General features: G+C 30.2%; 21 protein-coding genes and 1 CRISPR repeat array (1 of these 22 only partly in view). Of the genes, 11 read left to right on the forward strand and 10 right to left on the reverse strand.

Going from position 1 to position 18,238, the window contains the following annotated elements:
• Positions 1-17 precede the first annotated feature (17 nt).
• Together ACY3IT_RS01980 and ACY3IT_RS01985 are read left to right on the forward strand one after the other, a co-directional pair.
• Positions 18-518, forward strand: coding sequence for a nitroreductase family protein (locus ACY3IT_RS01980; RefSeq protein ID WP_463083118.1), 501 nt, complete (start codon positions 18-20; stop codon positions 516-518).
• Positions 503-1,210 (forward strand): RluA family pseudouridine synthase, encoded by a 708-nt coding sequence (locus ACY3IT_RS01985; protein WP_463083119.1) that lies wholly within the window; start codon positions 503-505, stop codon positions 1,208-1,210. Before ACY3IT_RS01980 ends, ACY3IT_RS01985 begins: the two co-directional genes overlap by 16 nt.
• Here the strand turns inward: ACY3IT_RS01985 and ACY3IT_RS01990 are convergent.
• From ACY3IT_RS01990 to ACY3IT_RS02005, 4 genes are all read right to left on the reverse strand, one after another.
• Positions 1,182-2,453: a glycoside hydrolase family 1 protein gene (locus ACY3IT_RS01990; RefSeq protein ID WP_463083120.1), complete on the reverse strand. Its 1,272-nt coding sequence runs from the start codon at positions 2,451-2,453 to the stop codon at positions 1,182-1,184. The genes ACY3IT_RS01985 and ACY3IT_RS01990 overlap by 29 nt on opposite strands.
• A gap of 47 nt (positions 2,454-2,500) precedes the next feature.
• Positions 2,501-3,328, reverse strand: a complete 828-nt coding sequence (locus tag ACY3IT_RS01995; protein ID WP_463083121.1) for a carbohydrate ABC transporter permease — start codon at positions 3,326-3,328, stop codon at positions 2,501-2,503.
• Positions 3,329-3,340: 12 nt separating this feature from the next.
• Entirely contained in the window at positions 3,341-4,219 is an 879-nt protein-coding gene (locus tag ACY3IT_RS02000) for a carbohydrate ABC transporter permease (RefSeq protein WP_463083122.1), read from the reverse strand.
• A gap of 91 nt (positions 4,220-4,310) precedes the next feature.
• The gene (locus tag ACY3IT_RS02005; RefSeq protein WP_463083123.1) at positions 4,311-5,576 is read right to left on the reverse strand and encodes an ABC transporter substrate-binding protein; all 1,266 of its coding nucleotides are present in this window, start codon (positions 5,574-5,576) and stop codon (positions 4,311-4,313) included.
• 265 nt (positions 5,577-5,841) lie between these two features.
• Between ACY3IT_RS02005 and ACY3IT_RS02010 the strand changes: the two genes are divergently transcribed.
• The 8 genes from ACY3IT_RS02010 (at position 5,842) to ACY3IT_RS02045 (ending at position 11,867) form a co-directional block, all read left to right on the forward strand.
• Positions 5,842-6,240, forward strand: coding sequence for a VOC family protein (locus ACY3IT_RS02010; protein WP_463083124.1), 399 nt, complete (start codon positions 5,842-5,844; stop codon positions 6,238-6,240).
• A 2-nt stretch (positions 6,241-6,242) separates the two neighbouring features.
• Positions 6,243-6,662 carry a nucleoside 2-deoxyribosyltransferase gene (locus ACY3IT_RS02015; RefSeq protein ID WP_463083125.1) on the forward strand — a complete coding sequence of 140 codons (420 nt, stop codon included), beginning with the start codon at positions 6,243-6,245 and terminating at the stop codon, positions 6,660-6,662.
• The gene (locus ACY3IT_RS02020; protein WP_463083126.1) at positions 6,647-7,705 is read left to right on the forward strand and encodes a glycosyltransferase family 2 protein; all 1,059 of its coding nucleotides are present in this window, start codon (positions 6,647-6,649) and stop codon (positions 7,703-7,705) included. Before ACY3IT_RS02015 ends, ACY3IT_RS02020 begins: the two co-directional genes overlap by 16 nt.
• Complete coding sequence (locus tag ACY3IT_RS02025; protein ID WP_463083127.1) at positions 7,702-8,616, forward strand: NAD-dependent epimerase/dehydratase family protein; 915 nt, start codon at positions 7,702-7,704, stop codon at positions 8,614-8,616. Before ACY3IT_RS02020 ends, ACY3IT_RS02025 begins: the two co-directional genes overlap by 4 nt.
• Positions 8,609-9,547 carry an NAD-dependent epimerase/dehydratase family protein gene (locus tag ACY3IT_RS02030; RefSeq protein WP_463083128.1) on the forward strand — a complete coding sequence of 313 codons (939 nt, stop codon included), beginning with the start codon at positions 8,609-8,611 and terminating at the stop codon, positions 9,545-9,547. The genes ACY3IT_RS02025 and ACY3IT_RS02030 overlap by 8 nt, the downstream gene beginning before the upstream one ends.
• A gap of 190 nt (positions 9,548-9,737) precedes the next feature.
• Positions 9,738-10,088 carry an NAD(P)-binding protein gene (locus ACY3IT_RS02035; RefSeq protein ID WP_463083129.1) on the forward strand — a complete coding sequence of 117 codons (351 nt, stop codon included), beginning with the start codon at positions 9,738-9,740 and terminating at the stop codon, positions 10,086-10,088.
• Positions 10,089-10,324: 236 nt separating this feature from the next.
• Entirely contained in the window at positions 10,325-10,876 is a 552-nt protein-coding gene (locus tag ACY3IT_RS02040) for a UDP-galactopyranose mutase (RefSeq protein WP_463083130.1), read from the forward strand.
• Positions 10,869-11,867 carry a glycosyltransferase family 4 protein gene (locus tag ACY3IT_RS02045; RefSeq protein ID WP_463083131.1) on the forward strand — a complete coding sequence of 333 codons (999 nt, stop codon included), beginning with the start codon at positions 10,869-10,871 and terminating at the stop codon, positions 11,865-11,867. Before ACY3IT_RS02040 ends, ACY3IT_RS02045 begins: the two co-directional genes overlap by 8 nt.
• A 1-nt stretch (position 11,868) precedes the next feature.
• Here the strand turns inward: ACY3IT_RS02045 and ACY3IT_RS02050 are convergent, their stop codons facing one another.
• Positions 11,869-12,078 carry a hypothetical protein gene (locus ACY3IT_RS02050; protein ID WP_463083132.1) on the reverse strand — a complete coding sequence of 70 codons (210 nt, stop codon included), beginning with the start codon at positions 12,076-12,078 and terminating at the stop codon, positions 11,869-11,871.
• Between the two features lie 444 nt (positions 12,079-12,522).
• Positions 12,523-12,729 carry a hypothetical protein gene (locus tag ACY3IT_RS02055; protein ID WP_463083133.1) on the reverse strand — a complete coding sequence of 69 codons (207 nt, stop codon included), beginning with the start codon at positions 12,727-12,729 and terminating at the stop codon, positions 12,523-12,525.
• Positions 12,730-12,885: 156 nt separating this feature from the next.
• Here ACY3IT_RS02055 and ACY3IT_RS02060 point away from each other — a divergent pair, with 156 nt between their 5' ends.
• Positions 12,886-13,992 carry a glycosyltransferase family 4 protein gene (locus ACY3IT_RS02060; RefSeq protein ID WP_463083134.1) on the forward strand — a complete coding sequence of 369 codons (1,107 nt, stop codon included), beginning with the start codon at positions 12,886-12,888 and terminating at the stop codon, positions 13,990-13,992.
• A gap of 12 nt (positions 13,993-14,004) precedes the next feature.
• Here ACY3IT_RS02060 and ACY3IT_RS02065 read toward each other — a convergent pair whose 3' ends face one another.
• The 4 genes from ACY3IT_RS02065 to purE are packed head-to-tail and all read right to left on the reverse strand — an operon-like array spanning position 14,005 to position 17,634.
• Positions 14,005-15,372, reverse strand: a complete 1,368-nt coding sequence (locus ACY3IT_RS02065; RefSeq protein WP_463083135.1) for a deoxyribodipyrimidine photo-lyase — start codon at positions 15,370-15,372, stop codon at positions 14,005-14,007.
• A 7-nt stretch (positions 15,373-15,379) separates the two neighbouring features.
• Positions 15,380-15,832 (reverse strand): HNH endonuclease, encoded by a 453-nt coding sequence (locus ACY3IT_RS02070; protein ID WP_463083136.1) that lies wholly within the window; start codon positions 15,830-15,832, stop codon positions 15,380-15,382.
• A 6-nt stretch (positions 15,833-15,838) separates the two neighbouring features.
• Entirely contained in the window at positions 15,839-17,110 is a 1,272-nt protein-coding gene (locus tag ACY3IT_RS02075; RefSeq protein WP_463083137.1) for an Nramp family divalent metal transporter, read from the reverse strand.
• Between the two features lie 2 nt (positions 17,111-17,112).
• The gene (gene purE / locus ACY3IT_RS02080; RefSeq protein WP_463083138.1) at positions 17,113-17,634 is read right to left on the reverse strand and encodes a 5-(carboxyamino)imidazole ribonucleotide mutase; all 522 of its coding nucleotides are present in this window, start codon (positions 17,632-17,634) and stop codon (positions 17,113-17,115) included.
• A gap of 307 nt (positions 17,635-17,941) precedes the next feature.
• A CRISPR array of direct repeats spans positions 17,942-18,238; the repeat unit is 30 nt; unit sequence GTTTCAATCCCTTATAGGTACGCTACAAAC; it runs 465 nt beyond the window's last position.

Raw genomic sequence — 18,238 nt, forward strand, 5'->3', positions numbered from 1 at the left:
TTGGGAGGGATTTTATCATGCTTGAGACTATTAAAGTTATTAAATCAAGGGTAAGTGTGAGAAAATATTTAGATAAGGAAGTACCAAAGGAAATTTTAGAGGATCTTGTGGATTGTGGCAGATTGGCACCTTCTGGATATAACAGACAGCCATGGGTTTTTTTAGTAGTAACAGATAAAGCTCTTAAAGAGAAATTGGCAGATGTGACGCCATGGGGTAGGTTTTTGAAAGAGGCAGGAGCTGGAATTTTGATCTTTTGTGAAAAAGATGCAGAGACAGCATTAGAGGATGCCTGTGCAGCTGCAGAAAATATTATTATTTCTGCACAAGCATATGGATTGGGTACTTGTTGGATAAATTCGTACAAAAAAGCTCATTCTGAGGATGTTAAGAGACTTGTTAATTGTCCTGATAATCTGGAACTTATGGTTATGCTTGCAGTAAGTTATCCTGCGGAGATACCCCAAAGGCCAAAGAAAAAGGAACTCCATGAGGTTTTAAAGTGGCAGACTTTTTAAATCTTGATATATTGTTTGAAGATAATCATTTACTTGTTTTAAATAAACCTGCAGGTATCCTTGTACAAGGAGATATTACAGGAAAGAAGACTCTTTTACAAGCTGCAAAAGAATATATTAAGATTAAATATAAAAAACCTGGTAATGTCTTTTTAGCTATAGTGCATAGATTAGATAAGCCTGTGTCTGGAGTAATAGTTTTTGCCAGGAATAGCAAATCAGCGGGCAGGCTTTCAGAGGCTTTTAGAGAAAGAAAAGTAGAGAAAATATATTTAGCGTTAGTAAAGGGCATTTTTAGAGAAAAAAGTGGTATTTTAAAAGATTATATTCATTGGGAGGAACCTGAGAAAAAGGCAAAGATTGTATCAGATGGTTCCTTGGGTAAAGAGGCTCTAACATTTTATGAAGTAATAGATGAGGATAAAAATATGTCATTAGTAAAGCTTATACCTTATACAGGAAGAAAGCATCAACTAAGAGTACAGCTTTCAAAAATAGGTCATCCTATTTTGGGAGATGAAAAATATGGAGGGGGTAAAATCTTTAAAGACAAGATATTTCTTCACTGTTATAAATTAACCCTCCTCCATCCTGTAAAGAAGGAGAATATGGATTTTAAAGCTAAGTTTCCAGACTTTTGGAAAGATTTTTGGAGATATGATATTAATAAAGAGATTCCATATCCTCTGTAATTCCATTATTTTTCGCTATTTTAGAGTATAATTCTGCACTTTTTCTCCAGATTCTCTCTTTTGTATCAAAGTTTGTCTCAAAAAGCCCAAATCTTTGTTTAAACCCTTCTGCCCACTCAAAATTATCCATAAGACTCCAATGAAAATATCCCCTTACATCTACTCCTTCTTTTATTGCTTTATGTAATGCTATTAAATGGGATATTAAGTATTTTGGCCTTCTGTCATCTTGGGCATCTGAGATACCATTTTCGGTAATATAGATGGGTTTTTTTGTAAGCTCCCAAAATCTTTTAACTACTTTATAGAAGCCTTCTGGATAGATTTCCCATCCAAAATCTGATCTTTCATTATTGGTAGCTGTATTTATGGAAGGGTTAAAAAAGGTCTTAATTCCCATTAAAATTCTTGTGTAATAATTTATTCCTAAGTAGTCCAATGTATCTTTTGCATATGGGATATTTTCTTTTAAGAGAGGGGAGGAGAATTTACCAGTAATAAGGGTTTCTATGAAAACCCGATTATATATTCTGTCTGCAAAACTTGCAATTTTCCTGTCTATAAAAGATTTGGAATTCAAAGGCTCAATAAGGAGTACATTATAAGCTATACTTACTTCTGCATCTTTTCTTATATCATGGATTAATTTATAGACTTTAGCATGGGCTTTTACCATATTATTTAGTACTTTTAACATCTTTTTTAGGCTCTTTTCCTGGGGAGGAAATTCTCCATAAAGATATGCCATAAAGGCATAGGCATTGGGCTCATTTATGGTCATGTAATATTTCACAAGATCTTTAAATTCACCTACTACTTTTTCCACATATCTTAAATAATAATCAATAGTTTCTGGATTTAGCCAACCTCCTTTTTTAGCTATCCATAGGGGATTTGTAAAATGATGAAGTGTAACAAAGGGCTCTATATTTCTTTTTCTTAAAGAGATGATCATATCTTTGTATCTGTTTAATGCTTCTTCATTGAATTTTCCTTCTTCAGGCTCTATTCTACTCCATTCAATGGAAAATCTATAGGCATTATTATTTAACTTTTGTATTAGGTCAAAATCTTCTCTATATCTGTTCCAGCTATCACAAGCAGATCCTGATATCTGTCCATCTTTGACTTTTCCTTGACTTTCAAACTCCCACCAATCGTTGTAAATATTACCCCCTTCTATTTGGTGAGATGAAGTGGCAGTACCCCAATAAAAATTCTTGGGAAACTCATATTTTACCATCTTATACCTCCCCAAAAAGAAAGATATATATTAGTATATCAAATCCTTTATCTTATTCCAGCTCCTGACATAAGTCCCCTTACAATATATTCTTGTAGAAAAGTATAAATAACAACTACTGGGATAATAGTAACAAAAAGGGCTGCCATCATAGCCCCATAATTGGTTCCGTAAGCGCTGGATACCAGGGAGAGTAATACACAGATAGGTTGTTTCTCTCTTAAGGGAAGGAGAATAAGAGACATAAAGAGGTCATTGTAAGACCAAAGAAATACAAATATTCCGGCTGTGACAAGGGCAGGTATGGAGGTAGGTAATATGATTTTTAGAAAGGTTTGAAGTACAGATGCTCCATCTATATATGCTGCCTCTTCCAATTCTACTGGTATAGATTTCATAAAGCTGGTAATAGTAAGGATGGAGAAGGGGAGAAAACAAGCGGTTTGAAGAAGTATTAGGGAAAGATAACTTCCAGAAAGACGAACTGTTTTGAAAACAATAAGGGCAGGAATTACTATGGAGAAGGCAGGTACTAATTGGGCTCCTACGAGGAAGGAATTTATTAAATTTGCTCTTTTAAAGTTAAGTCTGGCAATAGCATAAGATGCAAGACTTCCTAAAAATAGTACCAGTAAAGTTGTGCTAAAAGAAATAATTGCACTATTTTTAAATCCCTTTAAGAAATTTATATTTCCGTAGTTTGAAAGTTGAAGATAATTTTCTATATGAAAACTTGTTGGAAAAGATAATGGGTTTAGCAATATTTCACTTGTGGGTTTAAAGGAATTTATCATTACCCAATATATGGGGAATAATGTGGTTAGTCCCCATAAGATTAATAATGTATATTTCAAAAGAGAATATAATTTTCTCATTTTGATTCCTCCTTAAGCCTGATATATAATTCTTTCTCTTTTGGTTATTATCTGGGCTATAAGAGAGAGAATTATACCAAGGAATATAATAACAGTACCTATAGCACTTGCATATCCTTGATTTTGTCCTGTAAAGGCCACAGTATAAAGGTAGGTACCTAAGACTTGACTTGCATCCATAGGGCCTCCTCCTGTTATCACATAGACCACATCAAAAACCTTAAATGTACCTATAATTACTAAAGAAATACATACAGCTAAGACATCCCATATAAGGGGAATAGAAATATAAAAGGCTTTTTTAAACTCACTGAATCCATCTATTTTTGCAGCATCATGAATACTTTGAGGAATTTGATATAGAGCAGATAAAATGATGACAAAATAGAAACCTACATATTGCCATATGACAGGTATAAGTACTGCCCATAAGGCAGTTTTGGGGGTAATCCATAAAACCTTTTCTTTACCTAAGAGGGAAAGTAAAGAATTAAGAAGCCCATAATCATAGCTATACATAAGATAGAATAAAAGACCTATTGCGCTTCCTGAAATTATTACTGGAAAAAGATAAATGGTTCTAAAAAATTTATATCCTCTTCTTAAAGTATCTACAATAAGGGCTAAGACAAGAGCTATTCCTATTTGAAAGACAACAGCAAAAAGGAGCAGTATAAAAGTATTTTTTATGGCTTTAATAAAGGATATATCTCTGAAAAGATACTTATAATTTTCTATTCCTATAAAAGATTTGTATTTTGAAAAATCTCTCCAATTAAATAAACTGTAATAAAAAGTAGCAAAAAGGGCATAGTATATAAATATGCCTATGATGATTAAACTTGGTAAAAGAAACCATAATTTATATTTTTTTGTATATTTCTCCTGCATATTATTACCTCCTTAAAAACAAAAATCAAAAGGGGGAGAGGGCTTTTTGTCCCCCTCCCCCCAAAAGATTTATATAAAGGGGGAGTAAGTATTACTTTTGTGCTCTTTCATGAATTTCTTTTGCTTCTTTTAGTAGATCCTTTGCTGATCTTTCTCCTGTAACTACATAGGAAAGTCCTAATCTTATCTTTGTAAAGGCTTCTGGTACAATTTGAGCATCAATTGGCATACAGATAGCTCTTGCTTTTGCCATCATATCAAATCCACTTTTTGCAGCAGGTGAAAGACCAGTAAGATTAACTTTTACTGCAGGAACTCCTGCTATGGATACAAATTTGGCTACAATCTCTGGAGATGTCATGAATTTTACAAATTCAACAGGAAGACCTTTCTTTTCTGCATTTGCCTTTTTGCTAACATACCAACCAGATCCAAAACCACCGATTATGTCAGTGGGATGAGCTTTTCCACCAGGAACTACTGGAAGAGGCATAATAACAGTATTTTCTTTATCTTTTAAGCCTCCTACACACCATGATCCATTAACCATCATACCAGCCTTCTTAGTATAGAAAAGTTCACGAGCTTGATCGTCTTTTATAGTAAGTGCATCCTTAGGAAATGCTCCCAATTTATATACTTGTCTAATGTAGTTTAATCCTGTCTCCCAAGATGGATGGAATGGAGTATCGTGACCTTCTGGACCCCCAGCGGAAAGAACAAAAGTCTCAATTAAGTAATAGGATTCAAGAATTGATCCAGCAATTGGGATAATATTCTTAGACTTCAAAATGCTAATAGCTTTAGTGAATTTACTCCACTCAGTAGGGAGAGCAAGATTATATTTCTCAAAAAGATCTTTATTGACAAAAAGTCCTTCGTAGAAACCAATTGTTGGTAATGCATAGATTTTTCCATTATATTCTTTGATATCTCCTTTGTATGTTGTGAATTTTAATGCAGCTTTATTGAAATTATCGCTCCATTTTTTATCCTTTTCTATTTCTTCATCCCAAGCATATACTTTCCCAGTCTTTAATAATGGTACAGCATCAGCTCCAGTAAAGAAGAACATAACATCGGGCTCGTTATCTGTAGCAAAATCTGTTTTTACCTTTGTTCTTATAGCATCATTAGCGGTAGGAACAGCTTCATCTATAATCTCTACATTTGGATATTTCTGCTTAAAAAGAGCCATGGCTTCTTTCCAAGCAGGGGAGAAAGGATCCTCTCCTGTGAAGTATGTAACTACTCTTAATTTAACTGTACTTTGAGCAAAACTCATAAAGGTACTGAGTAATAGTAAAACCGCAATTACTAATAGAAGGGTCCTAAATTTGGGTTTTGAGAAAGACATTTAAAACACCTCCCTATAAATTAGTCAACTAAGTTGACTTTTGGGGAATTATATCATTAACTTTTTATTTAGTCAATATAGTTGACTAAATTTTTTAAAATAATATCCCTTATCCCCAAGTTAATTAAGGAATAAGGATTTACCTATACAATAAAAGGCTTGATGATACTTTTGATAAAATGTTAATATTATCCTTAGAATATGAAAGAACAAAAATAAATATTTTAATAACGCAGAAAAAAATAAAATTTGGGGGAGGTGTACTGTGAATATTAAACTTGACCACATATCCATTATTGTAAAGGATGTAGATGAAAATATTAGATTTTATAGCGATATATTAGGTTTTAATGTAAAGTTGGATTTTTATGATGAAGGAGAAAAGGCAAGAATTATCTTCTTAAATATGGATAGTTCAATGTTGGAATTAATAGCACCAGATGACCCCCCAATTTATATGGAAAAGAAAAAATGGGAAGATAGGAAAAAGACAGGAGTAGAACATATTGCTTTTTTTGTGGATGATATAGATAAAACTTGTGAATATTTAAGATCAAAGGGCATTGAATTTGTTTTAGGACCTTTGGAATTTCCTGATGGAAAATATGCATATTTTTATGGTCCTGAGGGAATTTTGTTAGAATTAATAAGCTGGAAGATGTAAATATGAAAAAGATATATCTTGCTGTACCTATCATAAATTACTACAATAATGAACTTACGAAAAAATTGGCTAATTTAATACAAGATCTTGGCTTTGAACTTACTTCTCCTTGGGTGCTTTCAGGAGTTGATACAGATATATCTCCCCAAGATGTATTTATCAGAGATACTATGGGAGTTAAGGCCTCGGATATAATTTTGGCAGAAGTTTCCAAACCAAGCCATGGAGTAGGAATGGAGATAATGCTTGCCTATATGGAAGGGAAAAGAATAATACTTTTGGCTAAAAAGGATGTAAAACTTTCGGCCCTTTTGGAAGGAATAAAAGATGCTACTATAATAAGATATGAGGATGAGGGGGAACTTTTGGAGAAATTGAGAGATGAGTTGGGGGATTACTTTCATAAATGCAGAAAGAGTTAGTAAGTGTTGTTATCCCTTCCCATAATGCTGAAAATTTTATAAAAAATGCTATTATTTCTGTATATAAACAATTTTACAGGCCAATAGAGATTATTGTGGTTAATGATGGTTCAACAGATCAAACAATAAAGGTTGTTGAAAATTTGAAATCCACAATTTTAGATAACGGTGTTTTTATAAGGCTTATAAACTTAGTAGAAAACAAGGGGGCTGCAAATGCTTTAAATATAGGTTTTAAAGAGGCTAAAGGCAATTATATATGTTGGTTGAGTGCTGATGATATGTTTATAAATCCCCAAAAGATAGAAAAACAAATATTATTAATGCGGAAAACCAATACTGTTTGGAGTTATTGTGAGAAATATTATGTAGGGGAAAGTATTGATAAATCAATTCTAATGGGAAATTCATTAAAATTTAAAATTTACCAATTTTTAGCTTCTTATAATGTTAATTTTTTATTTTTACTTTTATTATATTCTAATCCTGTAAATGGAAGTTCTTTGATGTTTCATAAAAATTGTATAGAGTATTATGGAAATTTTGACCCGACGTTAAAAAACATAGATGCCGATGGTGATTTGCTTATGCGTTATTCCCTGTTAAAGATTAAACCATCAGTTTTAAAGGAAGTTGGAGTTTTTTATACTCAACATCCTTTACAAACTTCTAGAAAAATAAAAGAAATGATATATGGATGTGATCTAACGAGAGTAAGAATTTTGAGATTGTTAGAAAGAGAAGGAATATTAGAAGAATTATCAAAATTAATATTATATTTTTTCTTATTTATCATTTATAGTAACAAAAAGGCTCACTTAGCATATCCCTTTACATCAGAATTTCTTTTAGATTATTTAATTAAAAGAAAAAATACTCCTTTTAAAAAATTACTGAAAAGAACTCTCATAGAAGTTACGGAATACATAAAATATTTAGGATTTGATAAAGAAACTTTTTATAAAGATATAGAAGAGAAATCAAAAAGTATTGTTTTTGAGGAGTTCAAAAGATTGTTGAAAGAAGGGAGAAAAATACAATGATGTTGGTAATAGGAGGAAGTAGCTTCATAGGAAAAGGTATACAAAATTTAATTAAAGATAGCTCATTTGCTAAATCATTTGTATTTGCATACAATATGCATCCAGAAAATATAAGTGATAGCTTTCAGAAAATTAAGATTGATCTTCAAGAAGAAGATAATTGTAAAATACTTAGGGAATTTAAATCTTGTATATATTTAGCAGGTAATAGTTTTCATAATTTAGCCTTTTCAAATCCAGGAATAGATTTAGATATGAATGTTAAAATTTTTTTAAATTTTATGAAATATTTTAAAGGACAATTAATACTTTTATCTTCACAAGCTGTATATTATGGGCTTAGAGGTGAAATTTCTGAAGATACTGTTCATTATCCGACTATACCATACGGTCTCTCAAAAAGATTTCAGGAAGAATATGCTAAATACTTCTATAGAATTGGTTACTTATCAAAATTATGGATTTTTAGATTGATGTATGCTTTTGGAAATGGTGAAAGATCAAATAGGTTAATTCCAAAATGTGCCAAGGCAGTTTTAGAAAATGAAACTATAAAAGTTTTGGGAAAAGGTAAATCGTTTTTAAATCCTCTTCCAGTAAATTTTGTTGCCAAAATATTATTTAATGCTATGTTACATATTATGAAAGAAAACAATAAATTTTTAGAAATAACCAACATAAATTATCCAGAAAAAATCACAGTATTAGATGTAGTTAAATTCTTATATAATATAAAACCTTTTAATTATGTCGTAGAAGAGGGAGAAGAAATTTGGCCAGTTGATTTTTGGGGATCTATTAATAAGCTTATTAACTACCTAAAAATATGGGATATGAAGTTCCCTAATATCTGGGATGAGTTAAGGGTTTATTTTCAAGAACTTTTATATGGAGGTAAAAAGTATGAGTAAGATTCTAATTACTGGAGCATTAGGTGTTATAGGGAATTATTTATATAATTTTCTAAAGGATGAGGGTTTTGAAATCATAGGAATTGATCAAAAAATTACGGATTATGATGATTATATAAGGGCAGATATAGCACATTTTGAAGATTTATGGAAGGTTTTCAAGCAAAACAAAATAGAGAAAGTTATACATTTGGCTGGTGAAGTGGGTAGGATGGTGGGAGAAAATTACCCTCAAAAAATGATATATGTAAATAATGTTGGTCTTATTAATATTATATCTTTATGTTTAGATTATGATGTTGAATTAATATATTTTAGTACTTCTGAAGTATATGGAAACTTGTTTAATAGTGGATTTGAAGTTAAAGAAGAAGATATAGAATTAAAGGGTACTCCATTTATGACAACAAATATTTATGCGCTAAGTAAGCTTTATGGTGAAGCAATAGTGAAACATTATGTGGATAACTACGGACTTAGAGCTTTGACTGTAAGACCGTTTATGGTTTATGGCCCTGGAGAATATCCTAATAAGTATAGAAGTGCAATATCAATTTTTGTTTACAATGCCTTGACAAATAAACTAATAACAGTGCATAGAGGAGCAGTAAGAGCATGGTGTTATATATCTGATTTTGTAGAGGGGGTTAGATTACTTTTAGATTATCCTATTGAAACAGGAAGATATGAGGCTTTTAACATTGGATCTGACGAATACCATACTATGGAGGAAGTGGCAAGAATAATAATTGAAGAAACTGGAGGAAATTTTAATAATTTAGAGATAGTAGACCCTCCTTCTAAATTTTTAAGTTTGGTAAAAAAATTCTCTATAGAAAAAATTAAAAAGATAGGATATAAGCCTAAGGTTTCTCTTAGAGAAGGGGTTAAGGAAGTAATAAAATGGCAGAAAGAATACTTAAATATTTGAAATATCTTTAAGATCTTTTGAAACAAACTAAGTTAGATAATCTCGTTAATTATGATGTAATTTTTTAACTTCTTTTAAGAGAGAAGAGATATTTGTATAATTAGGATACTAAAGATAGAAAATTATATAAAAAATTATATAATATCTAACTCTAAGTTATTTATTAGGAAGATGTAAAAATAATCTAAATATGATGTGTTTAGATTATATAATTGTAGGATCTGGATTTTCGGGAAGTGTAGTAGCAGAGAGAATAGTAAATGTTTTAAATCAGAGGGTTTTAATGATTGAAAAGCGAAACCATATAGGTGGTAATTGTTTTGACTATTTTAATGAGAATGGGATATTAATTCATAAGTATGGTCCTCATATTTTTCACACTAATTATAAGCATGTATGGGATTATATTTCGCAATTTACCGAGTGGAATTACTACCAAAATAAAGTATTGGGATTAATAGATGGTAAAAAGGTACCTATTCCTTTTAACTTAAATAGTCTTTATGTATTATTTCCTTATAGATTAGCAAATTTGTTATAAGAAAAATTAGTTGTAAATTTTGGTTATGGGAAAAAGATTTCAATTTTAAAATTAAAAAGTATTGAAGATAAGGATTTAAAGATATTGTCAGATTATATATATGAGAAAGTATTTTTGAATTATACTCAAAAGCAGTGGAGAGTTAAGCCGGAAGAGCTTGATTGTTCTGTTATTGAGAGGGTGCTAATATATATCAAAGGATACCGAAGGAAGGATACTAAAAAATTTTTTAAAAGATGTTGTCAAGTCCTAATATAAAAGTTCTGTTAAATGCAGATTTCATAGAAGTTGTAGAAGTAGATTATGAAGAAAGAAAAGTGTATTTTTTAGGTAAAGAATTTAAAGGTAAACTAATATTTACAGGTTCTATAGATGAATTTTTCAATTATGAGTATGATAAGCTTCTTTATAGATCTTTAAAGTTTGAATATGAGACTATAGAAAACGAATATTACCAAGAAGTGGGAGTAATAAATTATCCAAATGAATATGAATTTACAAGGATTACTGAATACAAACATATGACTGGACAAAAGTCATATAATACAACCATAGCTGTAGAGTATCCTCAAGAATATGATGAAAAAGATATTAATAAGGATATACCATTTTATCCTATACCAAAAAAGGAGAGTATTGAATTCTACAAAAAATATGAAGAGAGAGCAAAAGAATTTAATAATATTATTATCTTGGAAAGACTTGGTGATTATAGATATTATAATATGGATGAGGTAATTAATAAGGCTTTAAGTATTTTTTATGAGTATTTAATCAAGAATGAATAAAATATTGTTTTTATTATATTCTCCCCATTATTTTCATAAAAGTTTAGCTAATTCTGTAGGAGCTGTAGATTTAGATATATTGAGCAATAAAAAGAACTATTTTGAAAGAATTTTGTTTTATTTGAAATATGCTCTTAATTCATCATCTAGTGATATTCTACTTTGTGAAGGAACTTTTTTGATACCATCTTTATTTAAGCTTCTTCCTTTCAAAAGATTTAAGAAGACTATTATTAATATTTCAGCAGATCCTACATTATTTTATATAAAAATTAAAAGAATAAACATTTTAAAAAGATTTTTGTACTTTTTGGCGATGCCTCAGGTAGATTTGTTTATATGTGTAGGTAATATGGAGAAAGATATTTTGAAGGAGATATATCCTAATTCTAAAATTATTGTTACTTATCCTTATATTAAAGAAGAAAGATATAATTATCTTTTAAATCTTCCTGTAAAAGAAAAGTTTAATCATAATATATTGTTCATAGGAAATGGTCCAGATTATTTTTGCAAGGGTTTAGATATCTTAGCGAATACTTTTAAAATTGTAAAGAAAAAAATTCAGGATTCTGAGCTTTTTATTTTAGGTAATTGGGATATGGAAATTAAGAAAAAATTTAGCTATGATGGGATAAAATTTATTGATTTTACAGATGTTTGTGAATACATTGAAAAATCATCACTTTATGTGCATTTAGGAAGAGGGGAAGCTTTCTCGGTTAGTACTTTAGAAGCTCTATTAGGTGGTATCCCATCTATAGTTTCAGAGTATACTGGAGCAAAGGAAGTTGTAGGTAATTTAAGAAGAGATTTTGTTGTGCCTTTAGATTCAAAGATCGTAGCTGAGAAGATAATAGAATATTTTAGCTTACCTGAAGATGAAAAAATATATTTATCCTTGAAAGCTAAGAAATTAGGTAGAAGATTTAAAAAAGAATTAATTTTAAGTAATTTTATTAAAGAATGGAATGTCTATTTTAAATTATGAATTATTTTATGATTCTCCATATTTTTCTATAATCATAATTGTGAATATACTCTATATTTCCTACAAAAAGTTCTAAGAATAGGGCTTTAAATAGATCAATTTTAGAAAATTTTTGAAAATTAATTATAAATTTTGCAATAGACTCTAAAAATAGAGGTATATATACAAAAGGTTTACCATGTTTTTTAAAAAATCTTATCTTATTCCTCATGCCATATAGTTTTTCCCCTTAGTTGTTTTATTATTTAGAGACGTTTTATGATATATGATACTTTCAGTAATTAAATAACCAGGTCCAAAATACTCGGATAGTCTATATGTATAATAAGTGTCATCATACAAAATAAAAAAGCTTGTATCGATAGGTCCTACTTTATTAGCTAACTCCCTATTTAGAAGAGGACCTACAAAAGAATTTGCTTCAAGTTTATATATGGGTTTTATTGTTTTATCTCTTTTAATATATTTTTCTTTTAGGATTAAAAAATTGATTTTTAATTATGAGAAGAAATTTCAATTTCATTAGAATATTTATTTAATATTAACTGAGCTAAAAAAGAAGCCTTATTCTTTTCTTTAAAAGATAACAATTTCTCTAATACATTGATCTCTGGTTCAGCATCATCAAGAAGCCATATTCAATCAAAATCTTTTTTTAGGGCTCTTTGAAGTCCTTCATTAAATCTCCTGATCCTCCAATGTTTTTATTAAGTTTTATATAGTTTATTTTTGTGATGTTATTACATCCTAAGTATTTAAATTCTCTGTCATTTATTATTTCTTTATTATGAATTATCCCTTCTTCTCCTAAAAAGGTTTGGGTTCCAACAGATGAGGCATTATTAACTAAAAAAGATTTCATCTATGGAATAACTCTGTTTCAATAAAGCAGAAAGACATTCATAAAGCAACTGTTTACTATTATAAGTTACTACAACACAACCGATTTTTTCTTTTGTCATAAGCTCTTCATTATTATATTTTTGAAATACTTAATTATTTATTGTATCATATATTTATGCTTAAAATTCTTATTGATGCAAGAATGATTGATTCTTCAGGTATAGGTACATATCTTCAAAACCTGATTCCTTTTTTGAAGGAAAACCTAATTTTATATCTTTTAGGAGACAAAGAAAAAATAAATAAATATATTGATATTTCTGATGTAACTGTAATTCCCATGAAATCTTCTATATATTTTCCTTGGGAGCAAGTAGAGTATATTTTAAAAGTGAAAGATGTTGATGTTTTTTGGTCCCCCCATTTTAATGTACCTATATTTCCTGTAAGGACGAAAAAAAGAATTGTTACTGTACATGATGTTTTTCATTTAGTTTTTAAGGATTTATATAATCTTTTTGAAAGAAATTATGCTAAGCTTCTTATAAACTCCGCAGTCAGATTTTCAGATTTGATAATTACAGTGTCTCAATTCTCAAAATCTGAGATATTAAAATATACAAAGGTAAAAGGAGAAAAGATAAAGGTAATATATAATGGGATAGATACAAAGAGATTTAAAGTATGTCCTAATGAGGAAAAAATAAAGATAAAGAATAAGTATAATCTACCTGATAAATTTCTATTTTTTGTGGGAAATGTAAAACCTCATAAGAATCTAAAAGGATTATTGAGAGCTTTTGAAAGGATTATAAGAGATGAAAGGGATATATTTTTGGTAATTACGGGTAAAAAAGAGGGTTTTATAAAAGGAGATAAAGAGATTTTCAAAATATTAAATAATAAATATCTCAAGGATAAGGTAATTTTTACTGGATATGTAGACAATGAAGATCTTCCTATTTTGTATAATCTTGCTGATCTTTTTGTTTTTCCATCTTTTTATGAAGGATTTGGGCTACCGCCTCTTGAGGCTATGGCTTGTGGATGTCCTTCTGTGGTTTCTAAGATTCCTCCATTGTTAGAAGTTTGTGGTGATGCGGTATATTATGTGAATCCTTATGATGTAGAAGATATAGCAGAAGGAATTATTAGGGTTTTAAAAGATCAGAATTTAAGAGAGGAAATAAAAAGGAAAGGATACGAAAGAGTAAGAAACTTTTCTTGGGAAAAGTCTGCTATGGAACATTTAAAGACAATAAAAGATGAAGTGGGTTATTAAATATAAGGGAATTTAAATATTATTTACTCTTTCTATGTATTTTTTTATGTCGAATTTTTCTTCTAATCCCCTTTTGCTCATATATCTGACCTTTCCAAAGATTTTTCTTTCTTGAAAAGGTCTATCATGGGATCCAAGACACCAAGATATACCTGAATATCCATTAGGATCTCTACCATCTAAGGAATATTTATCATTTAAATAACAAATGAAATCAAAGGCTCGCTTGGGATGTAAGGTCCATTCGATAACTTTTTTGGCCCAATACATTCTCATATAGCCATGCATTTTTCCTGTTTTCAATAATTCTTTTTGCGCTGTATTCCAATATATATCGTGGGTTTTTGCTTTCTCCAAGTCTTCCAAATTATAGATATAATCTCTTTTATCAGAGAGATGTTGCTCCAAGGTATATTTAGCCCATTCTGGAATACCTTGATATTGGTTATAAAAAGGATTGTAGTAACAGAAATTTCTTGCAAGCTCTCTCCAGATAATTAATTCATTAAAAAAGCTTTGGACATTTTCGTCATTAAAATCATAATTTTTAAGAACTTCAAGGACAATTTTAATGGGAGATATCTGTCCAAAATGTAAATATGGACTTAGATTTGATTGATAATCATATGCGGGATTAGATCTTAATTCTTTATATTTATATAGTTTGTTTTCTATGAAATCTTTCAACCTTTTTTCTGCTTCATCGCTTCCGCCCTTAAAATATTTCTCAACTGTTGATACTGAATTGTCAATAGATAATATCTTTAATATTTCATCTACATTTTGAATTGATAAAGGATTAAAGCCAAAATCATATCCATATGATTTAACTTTTGGTGTTAACTTTTCTAAGGGTTTGAGATATATATTTAATAAATTAAAAATCTTAGGCCTTATAGTCGAAGCATAGGTTTCTTGTTTTGAAGAGGCAATTTCAATAGGTACAATTACATCACTTTCTATTTCAAATACTGAGACTTCAGAATTGTCTGCTATCTCTTTATTTATTTTTCGAGGATGCCTTAAATATCCTTTATCTAATATGACAGCCACATAATTCTGGGAGCTATTTATTACTTTCTTGTAAGGGGGGTTAATCTTTTCAATGATAAATTGAATGCCTCTTTCTTCTATATTTTTCTTTGTCTTTAATATACCTTCTAACATAAATCTGTAATATCTAATATTGGAAAACTTATACATGTCAGAAATCGGAAAATATACAACTAAAGGCTTTTTCAGTTGATTAGAAAGATATACTGAAAATTCTAAACTGTGATTTTGATCTTCTCTTTGACTTAATGACATATAATATAAGACAAATTTACCATTTTTATTTATATCTTTATTGTTAATTTTTCTTATTCTCTCTTTATCCATATTTTTATTAATCTTTCGATTTTAATATGCTTATATCTATGATCCATTCATATCTTGATCTCTCATTAAATTTTTGAATTGCTTCTTTTTTATGTTCTTCAAAAGTTGTTCTATTACAATTATTTACTTCCATAAAATGATTTATAAGATCTTCCAGTTTTATTTTACCTTCGCTTGCAAGTATAGTGGCCATTCCCCAATGTTTTATCAGATGACAATTTTCACAAAGAGCCATAAATCCCTTTAACTTTAAGATATGATTCTGGTCATCATATTCCCATACTTCGTGACAGTGGAGTTTACCTCTTTTACCACATATGCTACACTTGTAATTTGCCCTTCTAAATACTTCTTTTCTTATTCTATCCCATACTTCCTTAGGTAGATATTTTCTAAGATTTTCTCCCCAAGCACTTTCTGGGACGGGCTCTATTGTTAACTTTAAATCCTTTTTTGTCATTAATTATTAAAATAAGTTAATACCAATCAAGCTAAGAAGTAAAATAAGGTTCAAAATTGTAACTATTGTACCGATTAAAATGAGTATTGCATTATCCCACTTAGAATTCGCAAATTTACCCATCACATTTCTTGATGAGGTCAATTTTATAAGGGGAAAGATGGTAAAGGGAAGTTGAATACTTAGCATTATTTGGCTCCATATAAGTCCTTGGAATGGATCAGATATGAAGAAAAGTATAAGTAAAGCACCTATGAGGGTTATGGATATTCCTATACGAGTATGATTATCTTTTAGATCAAAAGGCTCATGGGATATTCCGGCCCATATACTTCCACCCGCCATAGCTGCTGTTATGGAGGATGAGAATCCGGAAAATAAAAGAGCTACTGCAAAAATCGTAGAAGCTAAATTTCCAAGGAGAGGTTTTAAGGTTATGTAGGCTTGGGGAAGTTCTGTAATTATGGTGTTATTCTTATAAAAGGTTTCTGCTGCAATAAGAATCATAGAGCTATTTATAGCCCATCCTACAATCATAGCTAATATGGTATCAAGGTATTCATATTTTAATTGCTTTTTTATTATATTTTCTTCTTCTAAGTTCCACTGTCTACTTTGAATTATTTCCGAATGTAAGAATAAGTTATGAGGCATAACTACAGCCCCCATAACACTCATAATTATGGGGATAGAATTAGGAGGAAAGGAAGGTACCGTCCAACCTATAACTGCACTTTTCCAATTAATTTTTACTAATGATAATTCGAATAAGAAAGAAAGACCTATAAGCGATACAAATCCTATAATATATTTCTCAAGTTTTCTATAATTATTTGATATCAACATATATATTACAAGGAGTGTCGTAAGGGTTGCACCTATATTGATTGGAAGATTGAAAAGCATATTGAGGCCTATTGCTGCCCCTAAGATTTCTGCAAGAGCGGTGGATATAGAGGCAAGCATTGCTGTAATAAGTATGAAATAACTTGTTTTCTTTGAAAAGTATTTGGCTACTGATTCAGAAAGACATAGACCAGTGGCAATCCCAAGGTGAGCTGCATTGTGTTGTAGAAATATGAGCATGATGGTAGAGAGGGTTACCATCCAAAGTAAAGTATATCCAAATTGAGAACCTGCTGACATATTAGAAGCCCAGTTTCCAGGATCAATAAAGCCTACTGTTACAAGAAAGCCTGGTCCAATGTATTTTAATATCTCTAAAGCACCCAGACTGGGTTTGTGATTTCTAAATAGATCTTTTATTTTATTTAGCATGTTTAATTATTCTTCTCTAAATACTTTTTATATCCTAAACTTTCTAATTCTTTTGCTTTATTCTCTACTTCTTCTTTCATTTTTTCTTTGTATTCTTTCATTTTTTCTCTTAATTCTGGATATTTCACTCCTAATATCTCAATTGCTAAAATCCCTGCGTTCTTTGCTCCATTTATGGCAACAGTGGCTACAGGAATTCCAGAAGGCATCTGTACTATAGATAAAAGAGAATCTAAACCATTCAAAGATGAGGTCTTTATAGGAATACCAATTACGGGTAGAGGAGTAAGGGCAGCAATAACTCCTGGGAGATGAGCTGCACCTCCTGCAGCAGCAATTATTACTTCTATACCTCTTTTTTCTGCTTCTTTTGCATATTGAAAAGCTCTTTCTGGAGTTCTATGTGCAGAAAGTATAGTTATTTCGAAAGGTATTCCAAATTTTTCTAAGATCTCAGCAGTCTCTCTAACTACAGGAAGATCACTATCACTTCCCATAATAATTCCTACTAAAGGTTTATCCATGAAGCACACCTCCACAACTTTTTTGATAATAATAATAACTTATAACTATTTTTAAATGCAATATTTTTATTATTCTTTTTCTCCTCATTTTCTAACCAATCATTAATTTTCATTCTGTGTTTCTTTTTCTTACCTTCTATTTTAATTCTCTTGATTTCCTCTTCAATATTTTAACAAGCTATCATATGGAAATACTGCCCATAAAGCGAAGCTTAAATTCTTCTTTGGTCTCTTCTCGGTACTTTTTTAACCTTCTTCACAATTCAGTTTATTATATATTTTTAATACTACTTTTATAATCTTTGCGGTTTCAATCCCTTATAGGTACGCTACAAACTCGCGCTCAATTTTTAAAGTTTCTTTAAAGTTTTTTGTTTCAATCCCTTATAGGTACGCTACAAACCATCCTTATTCACTTTCATTCAAACCACCTCCAGTTTGTTTCAATCCCTTATAGGTACGCTACAAACATGAATTTTTGAGAAATCTCGAAACTTGCGTTTGGTGTTTCAATCCCTTATAGGTACGCTACAAACGAGCCAGCACTCCGCCATTCCATTTATAAGTTCCTTCGTTTCAATCCCTTATAGGTACGCTACAAACG

Source organism: Dictyoglomus sp. GBS (assembly GCF_055179815.1).